12 protein-coding genes are annotated in these 13,385 nt (G+C 54.5%); 11 read left to right on the top strand and 1 reads right to left on the bottom strand.

All coding sequences use genetic code 11. From position 1 onward, the window contains the following. The first annotated feature begins 1 nt into the window (after position 1). The gene (locus Mal52_RS11565; RefSeq protein ID WP_145376229.1) at positions 2 to 1,042 is read left to right on the top strand and encodes a glycosyltransferase; all 1,041 of its coding nucleotides are present in this window, start codon (positions 2 to 4) and stop codon (positions 1,040 to 1,042) included. Between the two features lie 42 nt (positions 1,043 to 1,084). Here Mal52_RS11565 and Mal52_RS11560 read toward each other — a convergent pair whose 3' ends face one another. Then, positions 1,085 to 2,365, bottom strand: coding sequence for a Gfo/Idh/MocA family protein (locus Mal52_RS11560; protein WP_145376228.1), 1,281 nt, complete (start codon positions 2,363 to 2,365; stop codon positions 1,085 to 1,087). An 805-nt stretch (positions 2,366 to 3,170) separates the two neighbouring features. On the opposite strand from Mal52_RS11560, the gene surE reads away from it, so the two are divergent. From surE to Mal52_RS11510, 10 genes are all read left to right on the top strand, one after another. Continuing rightward, positions 3,171 to 3,953: a 5'/3'-nucleotidase SurE gene (gene surE, locus Mal52_RS11555; protein WP_145376227.1), complete on the top strand. Its 783-nt coding sequence runs from the start codon at positions 3,171 to 3,173 to the stop codon at positions 3,951 to 3,953. A 180-nt stretch (positions 3,954 to 4,133) separates the two neighbouring features. Next, on the top strand, positions 4,134 to 4,601 hold the full coding sequence (locus Mal52_RS11550; RefSeq protein ID WP_145376226.1) for a hypothetical protein: 468 nt from the start codon (positions 4,134 to 4,136) through the stop codon (positions 4,599 to 4,601). 4 nt (positions 4,602 to 4,605) lie between these two features. After that, entirely contained in the window at positions 4,606 to 5,244 is a 639-nt protein-coding gene (locus tag Mal52_RS11545; protein WP_145376225.1) for a hypothetical protein, read from the top strand. A gap of 192 nt (positions 5,245 to 5,436) precedes the next feature. Continuing rightward, positions 5,437 to 6,858: a 30S ribosomal protein S12 methylthiotransferase RimO gene (rimO, locus tag Mal52_RS11540; RefSeq protein ID WP_145376224.1), complete on the top strand. Its 1,422-nt coding sequence runs from the start codon at positions 5,437 to 5,439 to the stop codon at positions 6,856 to 6,858. Positions 6,859 to 6,873: 15 nt separating this feature from the next. Further along, complete coding sequence (gene pgsA / locus Mal52_RS11535; RefSeq protein ID WP_145376223.1) at positions 6,874 to 7,494, top strand: CDP-diacylglycerol--glycerol-3-phosphate 3-phosphatidyltransferase; 621 nt, start codon at positions 6,874 to 6,876, stop codon at positions 7,492 to 7,494. Positions 7,495 to 8,122: 628 nt separating this feature from the next. Then, entirely contained in the window at positions 8,123 to 9,679 is a 1,557-nt protein-coding gene (locus Mal52_RS11530) for an arylsulfatase (protein WP_145376222.1), read from the top strand. 233 nt (positions 9,680 to 9,912) lie between these two features. After that, positions 9,913 to 10,872, top strand: a complete 960-nt coding sequence (locus Mal52_RS11525) for an AAA family ATPase (protein WP_145376221.1) — start codon at positions 9,913 to 9,915, stop codon at positions 10,870 to 10,872. Between the two features lie 10 nt (positions 10,873 to 10,882). Beyond that, the gene (locus tag Mal52_RS11520; protein WP_145376220.1) at positions 10,883 to 11,803 is read left to right on the top strand and encodes a DUF58 domain-containing protein; all 921 of its coding nucleotides are present in this window, start codon (positions 10,883 to 10,885) and stop codon (positions 11,801 to 11,803) included. Continuing rightward, positions 11,800 to 12,264, top strand: coding sequence for a DUF4381 domain-containing protein (locus tag Mal52_RS11515; protein WP_145376219.1), 465 nt, complete (start codon positions 11,800 to 11,802; stop codon positions 12,262 to 12,264). Before Mal52_RS11520 ends, Mal52_RS11515 begins: the two co-directional genes overlap by 4 nt. 21 nt (positions 12,265 to 12,285) lie before the next feature. Then, positions 12,286 to 13,323 carry a VWA domain-containing protein gene (locus Mal52_RS11510; RefSeq protein WP_145376218.1) on the top strand — a complete coding sequence of 346 codons (1,038 nt, stop codon included), beginning with the start codon at positions 12,286 to 12,288 and terminating at the stop codon, positions 13,321 to 13,323. Positions 13,324 to 13,385 lie beyond the last annotated feature (62 nt).

Raw genomic sequence — 13,385 nt, 5'->3', positions numbered from 1 at the left:
GATGCGGATATTGTTTCTTACATCCGGCCGCGAAGTCCCCAGCAGTCGCTTCCGGGTTCTGCAATACGTGCCGTATTTTGAGCAGCGGGGACATCATTGTGTCGTCGCACCGAGCAGACCGCCCAAGTACCGTGGTTGGCCGTGGCTGGGGAACCGATTGAGTGAGTTTCCCCGTGCGGGTGCGCGCACGCTCGATTTATTGCGGGCCGCTTGGTCGCGGTTTGATGTGGTGGTGGTTGAACGGGAACTGTTCAGCAGCTCAATCACATTCTTTGAAAAGCAATTCCGCCGCGTCGCTCCGGCCATCGTATTGGATGTCGACGATGGTATTTTCCTGAGTGCACCGCAGAAGTTTCAAGAACTGGCAGCGCTCTGCGACACCGTCGTTGCTGGCAATCGGTTGATTGCGGCCTATAGCGATAAACATAATCCGCGTACCGTCCTGATTCCCACATCGTTGGACCTGTCGCGTTATGAATACCAACCGCCGATGCAGCGCGTAGATCAACCCATTGTGCTCGGTTGGACCGGCACTGCGGGGAATTATCCGCAGCTCGGTTTGATCACGGAAGCACTACGGAAATTGTCGGCGGAGCGGGGCTATGAATTACGAATCATCGCTGAACGCGAACCGCCAACGGAATTGACGTCGCTCGACAACATTAAAGTCCGTTTTCAGCCGTGGAATGCGGAGCGTGAAATCGAGGATTTGCGAGCATTCGACATCGGCCTGATGCCGCTGCCGGATGATGAATGGGCGCGGTACAAATGCGGCCTTAAGGTCCTGCAATATTTGGCGCTGGGAATTCCGGCGATTGCTTCTCCGGTGGGAGTGAACAGCGAAATTCTCACGCACGACGAAAACGGCTTGCTAGCGGATTCGACCGCCGCGTGGATCGAAGCGATTGAGCGGTTGGCTGACGATATCGATTTACGTCGGAAACTCGCAACCGCGGGACGCGCGACCGTAGAAGCATCGTATAGCGTGGAAAAGAACGTGACGCTGTGGGAAGAGGTACTCAATTCCGCCGCAGCGCCGTGAGCGGATTCTCCCGCTTTGGAGAGAATCCGCTCGCTGCGTGAATTATGCCTCTTCTTCAGGCATGTGCGATTGGTCCAACTCGTTGGCGGGGACCATTTTTTCGTTCTTGCGATCCCAACCCATCATTTGGTTGGTTCGCCACGATTCATTGGCCATGTTCACAGCCACAACGCCGGCAAGTCCCAACTCGGTCGGGCACTTCAATTCTTCACCGTTGCGGAGGTGGTTGTGCAGGTTGTTGTGGTGCAACACAATATCTTCGCCGCCGGATTTCTTGTGTTGAGCCAAGATCTTTCCATCTTTGTCCTTGGCGACCCAACCGCTGCCGGTAAAGTACAACGTGCCCCGATAGCCGCGGACCAAATGGTCGATGCCAACACGGTTGCTCATGGTTCCTAATACGTACACCGTCATGCCGCGGGGATATTCGCAAATCATCTCGAAGTTGTCCGGCAGATCCCGTCCATCGGGCCATTGCCAAATGCCACCCATGCCGACAACACGGCGAGGATACAGCAAGTTGCAGGCTTTCATAATCCTCGTAATGCGGTGGATGAACAAGTCGGTGCAAATGCCGCCCGAATACTGCGAATAGTTCCGCCACTCAAAATAGTGATGCGGATTCCAGTCCAGTTTAGGAGCATGCCCCAACCAGGCATCCCAATCCAAATCGGCCGGTTGCGGCTGCCCTTCGACCGAAGGACGTTTCCGCCAAGGACCTTGCGTATCGTAGCGGCGGACGTATTCGATTTGGGCTTGGACAACTTGTCCGATGACGCCTTCTTCGATCGCCTTGGCCGCCGAGCTGTAACTATCGTCCGACATGCCCTGCACACCGACCTGGATAGCCTTGCCGGTCTCTTTTTGCTTTTTGATGACTTCTTGCGCTTGAGGAATCGAGTGCGTCATCGGCTTTTCGCAATAGACGTCTTTGCCGGCGTCCATGGCATCGACGGTCATTGTCGAGTGCCAATGTTCGGGAGTGGCAATCGTGACGTAGTCGATCTCCTTGATGTCCAGCACTTTGCGGTAATCGCTGTAGCTATCGGTATCCAATTGCTTGGCGGCTGCATCGGCGCGGGTCTTCCAGCAGTCGGCAACGCCTAGAAACTCCAAATTGTCCGACTCTTTCAATTTCAAACAGGCCCTCACATGCCCGCCGCCCATGCCGCCCACACCGATAAAACCGACCCGGATGCGGTCGTTGGCGCCCAGCACTTTGCCATAGCTTTTAGCGGTCATGGCCACTGTTGTGGCGGCAACGCCGCTGGTAGCCAGAAATCGGCGTCTTGAAACATTTTTGTCGTGTTGATCGGCAGCCATCGAATGGGACTCCTCGCGGTTTGAACGCGTCTATTTAGGGCAAAGTTGCATGTTCATACATATTCAACGCGGCTTATATCATAGCAAGCGGCAAAATCGGCGGCAATTGACTCGGGACTTGCCTAAGGTCGCGGCAGAAGTCACCATATCCAAGAAGTGCGGACGCCTTCGCTGCTATGTTTGTTACGCGAAACCAAGTGGATACGTTGAATATTTCCTCGCATACTGAGTGCAAACCTGACTGTCCTAGCAAAATACCATTAATACGGTAAATCCATGCAAAAGGATTCCCTCGAATCGCCACGTTTCACGGTGTCAATTTTGGAGTGGCTCTCTGTGGTTGCAATCCTTTCGACTTTGTTCGCAATCGTTCTTCCGGCTATCGAAGCCGGACGTTACGCTAACCAATTACCGCCGAGGCTGCCAATACTCCACGCATTGCACGAAGACAATCCACCGTGGCTATTCTTGATTGGTACCCCAATTACCGTCACCGCATCTGTCGCAATGTTGTTTGGTGTCGTTCGTTTATTCCTCCCAAAGACAATTCGGAGGTATTTCGTATGGAAGAAACCTTCGAAGATTCAGCCAGTGTCCACGCAAAACTAACAAACTGACTCCTTTTGCCACTGCCGGTGTTCAGTGGCACCCAGCGTTTTTGTCCCTTACGATGAAGTACATAGATGCGTTGAGGATAGATCTTTGAACACGTGGCTCGAAGCTGTCCTGCACTACATTCAATGATGCGGGGTAGTCGTTGACGGTCGGCTACGCCGTTAGGAAAAACACCGCAGGGAGGGATGCATTGGGAAACAGTCGAAATATCTTGCTCACCAACGACGATGGGATTTTTGCTCCGGGATTGGCGGCGCTGCGCCAGTCGCTGGATCAACTCGGAAACGTACAGGTGGTGGCGCCGGCGAGTGAACAGAGCGGTGTCAGCCACTCGATCACCTATTTGGAACCGTTGATCATCGATGATGTCTATCGCGAGAAGGAACTTTTCGGCCGCGCCGTTGGTGGGAGTCCGGCGGATTGCGTGAAAGCGGCGATGTTGGAATTGTGCGATCCGAAGCCCGATTTGGTGGTCAGCGGAATCAATTCCGGATCGAATGCGGGAATCAATGTGCTGTATTCCGGCACGGTCGCGGCTGCAATTGAAGGAGCCTTTTTCGGCGTCACATCGATCGCGGTTTCACTGTCGACTCATTCCCGCCCCGACTACGAAGCGACCGCTGCGATGGCGACCGATCTCATCGGACAATTACTCGCCGGCAACCCCTCCCCCGGTTCGCTATGGAATATCAACTTTCCCAAATGCCAAGCAGACTGGCCGTTAGGTGTGAAAGTCGTCCCCATGGGGTTGGAACGCTATCGCGAGATGCTCGAAAAACGGACCGATCCCCGTGGACGGACCTACTATTGGAGCGGTTTGCATCCCGAACAAACCCCGCCCACGGAACTGAACTCCGACGTCGCCGCCCTGACCGAAGGCTTCGTGACGATCACACCATTGAATTTCAATCTCACCTGCACCGACGAAATGCAGCGCATCAGCGACATCGAATGGCAGCTGCCGCCCCGTTGATTGTTGAATGTTGGCGACGGGCTGTGCTCCCGATTTCAGAGTCCGATGCGGTCGATCAGTCGATTGGGCTTGAATCTTGGGCCTAGGGCGGAGATAAGAAACGTTCGTGGGACGCAGCAATTCACCTCCGCCCATCCGATTCGTGCAACGCGACAATCGATTCCTAAGGACTAGTTTGCCATGCGTTTTCTGCTCGCCTGTTTATCGTTACTGGTTTGTCTGGGGTGCGAAAACTCCAAGAAGCCAAAGCGTGAGAGCAATTTTAAAAAAATGACGCAGGAAGTTTTTGACGCCCAGGTCGAACTGCAGAATAAAAACATTGTGGAAGTGGAAAATAAGCTGCGGGGCAACGACCCCATCTCGCAGTCGATGACAGCCTATACCGCCATAACCAGCCAATTCAGCACCATGCAGGCGCAACAACGGGTGGCGATGTACGAGGTCGAGAACAATCGCTATCCGACCTACGAAGAATTCATGAAGCTCGTCAAAGGGGAAGGCATGAAATTCGTCATGCTCCCCCCTTACCAAAAATACGGCTACGATGCAGAATCGGGCCGCGTGATGGTTCTGGAAGACAAAAAGGACAAAGCAGAACGCTATAAAAAAGCGGGCATCAACGAAGATGGGGAATGGGCAAGGGATTAAACGGATGAAGACAATTCAAACACAACTCGACAACAAAGGGCCAAACATGCGCTATGCAATGATAGCGGCGATATTAACCGTCTGCGTAGGCTGTGATGAAATGAATGACGTGGGCGAAGAAAAACGCCAACCGGCCGCCCCACCCGGTATTGCCGTTCCTGGTGCCGGCGGCGGCATGGTGGGAATGGAGGCCCCTAAAAAGGATGCCAACGCACAACAGCAGCCCAATCAAAACAAAGCCCCCGAGCGTAAGTCCAAAAGCATCATCGGCAAAACGACTGCTGAGGTCGTCGACATGGCTGCCATTCGGGATGATCCGAACATTCAATCGGTGGCTGATCAAAAGCTAAACATCACCGATCCGATCTCCGGTGCTGGAACGTTGTATTTTCGTATGGCGGGCCGGGTGAGCATGTTCGGGATGCAAAATGCGGTCAAACTTTATCAAGCCCAGCATGAAAAATTCCCCAGCCTGGAGGAATTCAAGAAAATCATGAAGGAGAATAACGTCGAATTCGCCAAATTACGGCCGTACGAAATGTATGGCTATGACGAGACAACGGGCGAACTTGCGGTCCTACAGGATCTCAAATTGAAGGCCGAAATCTATGCCAAGCATGGTCTCGACCCGGCCAATGACTGAGCTTGCCCAAATCGCGAGAGCAGCGGCGTTCCCTATCAAGTTCGCTCCAGGACCGCTAAACTCTTGGCGAATCATCTGATTACCCGCCCGTTGCAAGTCACTTCGACTTTTGGGGTCGCCACGCGCCCAAAACGCGTATGAACCGGCATTGCAATTGGTGGGAGTCGCCAACAGCGAATGCCGAGTTTGTCCATGAAATCTTTGCCGATTGTTGACCAGCCAGCCCCTCCCCTGCCCCAGGTCGCCGACCCCGAAGGGGAAACGCGCTATTCCAAGGGGACGTACGCATTTGTCAGTTTAGGATGTCCCAAAAACCTAATTGACAGCGAACGCATGCTCGGTGCGCTGTCATTGGATGGTTATTCCCTTGTGTCGGAACCGGACGGGGCCGATTTTGTGATCGTCAACACCTGCGGTTTCATCGAAAGCGCGCGGGATGAATCCAAAGGTGTGATTCATGAGATGTTGGATCTCAAACGCCGCGGCCGCACCAAGGGATTGATTGTGGCCGGCTGCCTGCCGGAACGCATGGGAGGCAGCCTACTGGAGGAGATGCCCGAAATTGATCATGTGGTCGGAGTCTTCGGACGCGAAGAAATCACCCGAGTCGCCGACCGTTTGATCGGTGGAGCACGCGAACAACGCGAGGTCTTCCGCCCCGCCCCCATCCGCGCACTCGATGACCGCTCGCGACTTCGCATCACACCGTCGCATTTCGCATACCTGAAAATATCCGAAGGGTGCGATCGTACCTGCACCTTTTGTGCAATCCCCAAAATGCGCGGCAAGCATGCCACCAAACCGATTGAATTGGTGATCGCTGAGGCCCAGGAATTGGCCGCCGACGGGGTCCGCGAATTGAATATCGTGGCCCAGGATACCACGTACTACGGATTGGATTTGTATGGCGAAGTCCGCCTCACCGAGTTGCTCAAAGAATTGGAGCAGGTCGAGGGCATTGACTGGATCCGGCTGATGTATTTGTATCCCATCAACTTCACGGATCAATTGATCGACACGATCGCCGCATCAAACAAGATCATCCCCTACCTCGACATGCCGCTGCAGCACATCAATGACACGATGCTCAAACGCATGCAACGACGCGTGAACAAAACGGACAGCGTAGCGCTGGTAAAAAAACTACGAGAACGGATTCCGAATGTTGTCATGCGAACAACATTTGTGGTTGGCTTCCCGGGCGAAACGGATGCGCAATTCCGCGAACTCAAGGATTTTGTGAGCGACATCAAATTCGAACGCATGGGCGTCTTCACCTATTCGTTAGAACCGGACACTCCCGCAGTGAAGTTGCCCGACCATCTGCCCGAAGAAGTCAAACAGCAACGGATGGATGAGTTGATGTCGACGCAACAACAAATTGCGTTTGATTTCAGTGATTCCTTGGTCGGCTATGAATTGGATGTACTCATCGACGCGCATGTCGAAGACAACACGTGGCTCGGACGTACGTATGCCGATGCTCCGGAAATCGACGGCAATATCTATGTGACGGGAACCGACATCAACGTCGGAGATATGGTGCCGGTCGAAATCACCGCACGGCATGACTATGATCTTGTGGGAATTGCATCGGAACTGGAAACGGCATAGGCAATCGACGATTTTATGGCTACCACAAAACCAGAAAAGACGTCCACTGCGTCTGACAATCATCTCGGCCGAAATTCGCTGAATTGGCCGAACGCGATCACCATGAGCCGATTGATCTTGGCGATCGTGCTCTTTGCGCTGATAGACTATCGGGGGTATTGGAAGACGAGCGTCGTTGTTTTCGTGATCGCAGCTGCGACCGATGCGCTCGATGGATTCATTGCTCGCCGATACGGCATGGTGACCGTGCTGGGGCGGATTCTTGATCCGTTCGTCGACAAATTCATCATCTGCGGGGCGTTTATCTTCCTGTTGGCCAAAACCGGATCAGGAATCAACGCGTGGATGGTGATGATCGTGATCGGCCGCGAAATGTTCGTCACTGGCCTGCGCGGGTTTTTAGAGCAACAAGGCAAGGACTTCTCCGCAGCTTGGAGCGGAAAAATCAAAATGGCCCTACAATGCGTTGCTGTCGCCGCCAGCTTAATGTCGCTGGCACCCGAGATCACCGAATCGCCCTCTGCCGATCAGTTTTTCCTGCTCCGCGACATCCTGTTGTGGGGAGCGATCATCTCCACTGTTTGGAGCGGGCTGATTTATATCGTCCGCGGAGCGAAACTGCTGCGGCAGGGGTAACGTCATCCGCTTCGCGGATGCCGAACAGACAGTCGCCACGCTCTCTGCCAGTATTCTGGTGTAGTCAGATAGGTCTGTGGTGGCACTGGTACAGCCATCGGGACTCTACCCCAACCATCCATCGTGACAATGCACTAGAGTTGTTCGATACCGTGCAAAGATTGCGAGGATGTTGATGCGTTCTCGATTCATCTCTTCATGAGTTCTCTGGCTATTGCATACGGCACTTTACGCGCGAACGCAACTGTGTTGGCATAGAGCTATGCGTATCAAGTTCGGTTAAAACGAACTTCGTCCAACATACAATTCAACCGTGTATCGAGGGGTGGACCGAAGATTGGGATTGAATCAAGTTTGTTTCCAGCCCCAGTGAGGTAGTCTCTTCACGCATCCTTAAGAACATGCACATACTCCAATGTAAAGACTTCGCTCACTGAGCAATTTCAAACAGTGAACGTACGACAATTCCCCATACTAGGGAACTTGCAACCGAGCGGAAATCAAGTTAGAAATACGACACTGATCTCAATCCGTAGAGAGGGCCAAACGTGTACCATTTCCCAGCACCTCAAGCCGTACACCTCTGGCCGTTTCAACAACACTCACTTCTTGCTGGAGATTCGACGTCATGAGGCCCACGATTCGAACCTTGTCTCTTTCCCTGTTGGTCCTGGCCGTATTTGCGGTCGGTGTTTCTGACGCACGTGCCCAAGAGAAAAAGCCCAATATTCTCGTCATCTTTGGTGACGATATCGGGCAGACAAATGTCTCCGCTTATACGATGGGACTTGTCGGTTATCGCACACCGAACATTGACCGCATTGCCCGAGAAGGGGTCATCTTCACTGACTACTACGCCGAGCAAAGTTGCACGGCTGGCAGGTCGACGTTTCTGACCGGACAGTGCACTTACCGCACCGGACTCTCCAAAGTGGGCCTTCCCGGCGCCAAATTGGGCCTGCAGGCCGAAGACCCCACGATCGCGGAGTTGCTCAAGCCGCACGGTTATGCGACGGGACAATTTGGCAAAAACCACTTGGGAGACCGCGACGAGTTCTTGCCTACGAATCACGGTTTCGACGAATTTCTGGGGAACCTTTACCACCTCAACGCAGAAGAGGAACCGGAAAACCGGAACTACCCTGTAAATCCTGATTTCAGAAAAAAATTCGGTCCCCGCGGCGTCATCAAGTCGAGCGCTGATGGCAAGATTGAAGACACCGGTCCGCTCACCAAAAAGCGGATGGAAACCATCGACGATGAGACGTCCAATGCAGCCATCGACTTCATTGAACGGCAAGCGAAGGCGGATAAGCCCTTCTTTTGCTGGTGGAATGCCACACGGATGCACTTTCGCACGCACGTCCGGGATGAACTCCGCGACAAACCCGGTTTAACCTCCCGCACAGAGTATGCGGACGGGATGCTTGAGCATGACGCCGATGTGGGCAAACTGCTGGACAAACTCGATGAACTAAAGATCGCCGACAATACGATCGTGCTCTACACAACCGACAACGGTCCGCACAAGAACACTTGGCCCGACGCTGGTCTAAGCCCGTTTCGTAATGAAAAGAACTCGAACTGGGAAGGCGCCTTCCGCGTCCCCTGCGCGATCCGCTGGCCCGGCAAGATCAAACCAGCCACCGTTTCCAACGAGATTGTCAGCGGGCTGGATTGGCTGCCCACGTTTCTCGCCGCCGTGGGTGAGGACGATGTCAAGGAGAAACTTCTTAAGGGACACAAAGCGGACGGGAAGACGTTCAAAGTGCACCTCGATGGGTACAACCTGCTTCCCTACCTCACCGGCAAAGAGGAGAGGTCTCCGCGAGAGTCGTTCTTTTACTTTAATGATGACGGTCAGATCGTGGGAATGCGGTTTGAGAACTGGAAACTCGTATTCCTTGAACAGCGTGCCCGGGGAACACTCAAGGTTTGGGCCGAACCGTTTACCGCGCTGCGACTCCCCAAAATGTTTGACTTGCGCGCCGACCCGTACGAGCAAGCCGACATCACCTCCAACACCTATTACGATTGGCTGTTGGACCACGCTTTTCTGCTTGTCCCGGCACAACAATATGCCGGCAATTTCTTAGCGACCTTCAAGGATTACCCGCCGCGGCAAAAGCCGGCGAGCTTCAATCTGGATGAGGTCATGGAAAAGCTTTCCGGCGCAACTCACTAGCCCTGTCGATTGGAACCGGGCGTCTCATCCAGGCGCCCGGTTTTTACTTCATGCTGTGAGCACTGTGAACACGATTCCCGCCATCGGTAAAAAACAGTCGAGCAATTCCGCTGTCTCGCGGATGTGTAGCCGCCGCGACGAATCCACCTCACCGCGACAGATCATCGTTTATAACAATCTCGCCGATAGTTTTTTATTGGGCGCGGCTCATCGATTTATAGACGGAGTGTGAAATGGAGCCCCGTGAGGCGGTATTGAAAATCGCGGATGCCATGAACGCTTCGGTGATTGGCCAGCGGGATGTTGTCGAGCGGATTCTGATTGCCCTGCTGGCCGATGGGCATGTCTTGATGGAGGGGTTGCCCGGTACGGCAAAAACTCGCAGCGTCAAAACGCTTTCCAGTCTCGTCGAAAGCCATTTCGGCCGCATTCAATTCACCCCCGACTTGCTCCCCTCGGACGTGACCGGTTCGGAGATTTATCGCGAGCAGACGGCGACGTTTGAATTTCAACCGGGACCGATTTTCGGCAACTTGATTTTAGCCGATGAAATCAACCGGGCGCCCGCCAAAGTCCAGTCGGCCCTGCTCGAAGCGATGGAAGAACGGCAAGTCACCGTGGCTGGCCAGACGCACAAGCTACCGGAATTATTTCTAGTGTTGGCCACACAGAATCCCATCGAGCAAGAAGGCACCTATCCATTGCCCGAGGCGCAAATGGATCGTTTTTTGCTTTATGTTCGTGTCGACTATCCCGCCAGTAAAAACGAAGCAGCGATTTTGCGGCTGGTCCGCGGTGAGAAATCGGGAACCGCTGTGGCGCCGATTTCGCCGATTCCACAGGAGGTCGTTTTCGAAGCACGACGGCAAGTGCATGCCGTGCATGTGGCCGAAGCGGCCGAGCGGTACCTCGTCGATCTGGTGCTTGCGACGCGTAATCCAAAGCAATATGAAGGCGAATTGTCCAATTGGATTCGCTTAGGCGCCAGCCCCCGAGGGACATTAGCCCTCGATGCAGCTGCCCGTGCACATGCTTGGTTGCAGGGACAAGACTTCGTTTCTCCCGACAATATCCGGGCAGTCGCTCCGGCCTGCCTGGCTCACCGGATTCACCTCACCTATGAGGCCGAAGCGGCCGGAGTCACCCGCACCGAAGTCATCGAGTCGCTACTGAAAAACGTGGTGCCGGTTTGAGGCAAACCCTATGCAAGCACGCATCACTGTCACATTAGAAGAATTAATGCTGCTCAAGGCAGATGCGCGCGGGTTTTCATTACTGCCACGTCAACCGGCTGGTTCTTTGTTATCCGGGCGACACGCTTCTCGCCTGCGGGGACGAGGCCTAGCCTTTGCGGAATTACGCCATTACCACCAAGGTGACGATGTTCGCACCATCGACTGGAAAGCAACGGCGCGGCTCCGCAAGCCGCACGTGCGCGTCTACAATGAAGAACGAGAACGTCCGGTCCTGCTCGTTGTCGATCAACGTTCCCCCATGTTTTTTGGAAGCCGGTTGTCCATGAAATCAGTCGCCGCAGCGGAATTGGCCGCGTTAGGGGCTTGGCGAGCGCTCGACGGGGGCGACCGTGTCGGCGGTATCGTCTTCAATAACGAGGAACTCATCGAAGTCCGTCCGCACCGCAGTCAAACTCGCGTGCTGCAGTTGTTGCATGTCATCGAACAATCCAACAATCGCCTCGCCGAAGCGGCATTTACCGGTGGAGAAGTCACGCTCAATCACGCCCTCCAGCGTGCATTGCAAGTTGCCAAACATGATCACCTTGTGGTGCTGATCAGCGATCTGGACGGCGCGGATGACGAAACGCGGCAATTGGCGGCATTGCTTTCCGCCCATAACGATGTCCTGGTGGTCGCCGTCTACGATCCGTTGGGCATCTCCCTCTCCGGTTCACCTGGAATGCTCGCGAGCGACTCGACGGCAATTCGCGAAGTCCCTGTGGGTACGGAATTTTCGCAGCGTTTTCAAGACGCGTTTCAACAGCGGCTGGATCAGTGGAAGGAGATCTTCCGCGTGCTGCGCGTCCCCGTAATGCCGATCTCAACCGCACATTCCGTCCCGGCCCAAGTCCGAGCAATTTTGGGAAACCATCCTCGCTTTTCATGAATGGCTCCGCCACTAGCCTTGATCGCTTGCACGATATCGTCGTGCCCCCACCGGTTCCCTGGTGGCCGCCGGCGCCCGGATGGTATGTGCTGTTGGCACTCTTGGTTGCGCTGCTGTTTTTTTTCACGATTCGGGCCTGGCAAAAGTGGCGGGCCAATGCGTATCGCCGCGCGGCGCTTCGTGAGCTGGATTCTGCGCACACAGCCGCAGCCGTATCGGAAATTTTAAGACGCACCGCGCTGGTCACGACACCGCGAATCACATTGGCAGGCTTGTCAGGCCCACAATGGACGGAATGGTTGGCCACGCATTCACCAACTCCCCTGCCCCAACAGGTCGGCGAACAGTTGGCCAACGAAATATACCGTGATGCAGACGGTCCGCACGATGTGGAGGCTCTGCGACACTATGCAACACACTGGATCCGCCACCACCGGAAACCGGTACCAACTGACACGTAGTTCGGGACGACGTCTCTTACAATGTTTGCATTCGACTACCCATGGATGTTTCTGCTCTTGCCGCTACCGTGGCTGCTCCGCGCCTTCGTGCCCGCTCATAAAACCCATCAACGGGCGGTACGCGTCCCCTTTGGTGAGCGAATCGCTCAAGCCTCAGGTCGCAAGGCTAACTCCGACTCCTCGTCAGGACCATCACAAAGTTTGATCATCCCCTGTTTGCTGTGGTTGCTTGCGTTGAGTGCTCTGGCGCGTCCCCAATGGATCGAGCCCCCGATCACGAAGGAATTTCCCACGCGCGACCTGCTGCTCCTTGTTGATCTCTCGGCCTCGATGAAACAAAAAGATTTCACCAACCAGGCGGGACAAAAAGTGGATCGCCTCGCCGCTGTCAAAGAAGTCCTGGGCGAATTCCTTGAGCGACGCGACGGGGATCGAGTCGGACTAGTCGTTTTTGGTGATGCCCCGTATCTCCAGGCGCCTTTCTCCACCGATTTGGATTTGTCGCGACGGCTGCTCGACGAATGCCAAGTCGGCATGGCCGGACCACGCACCGCGTTTGGTGATGCCATCGGCCTGGGTGTCAACCTTTTCAAAGAGAGTCAAGCGCCGGCCAAAACGATGATTGCGCTCACCGACGGCAACGATACGAAAAGCCAAGTTCCCCCGATTGAAGCGGCACGCATCGCAGCGCAGCAAGGCATCCGTATCTATACTGTCGCCATCGGCGACGCGACCACGGTGGGCGAAGACAAATTGGACGAACAGGCACTGCGCGACGTCGCCTCCGCAACAGGCGGATCCTATTTTTTCGCAGCGGACCGGGAACATTTGCAGGAGATCTATGCGGAGCTCGACAAGATCGAGACCAGCAAAGTCAAAACCTTCAGCCATCGTCCCCGTCGCCAGCTGTATTATCTCCCCCTTGCCGCCGGGCTATTATTATCGTTGGTACATACAGCCTATCTGCTGCTTTCAAACCGTAGTTCGATCGCACCGGTGCAGAAAAACCTGGTGATTCGGGTCAATCCAGACACGGGCAAACTGGAGCTACAAAAATGACCCAAATGTGGGCGAATTTTCACTTGCTACGGCCCGAATGGCTGCTGTTGCTACCACTATCG

The organism is Symmachiella dynata (assembly GCF_007747995.1).
GTDB classification, from domain to species: domain Bacteria; phylum Planctomycetota; class Planctomycetia; order Planctomycetales; family Planctomycetaceae; genus Symmachiella; species Symmachiella dynata.
This window is presented reverse-complemented; position numbering and strand designations above follow the sequence as displayed.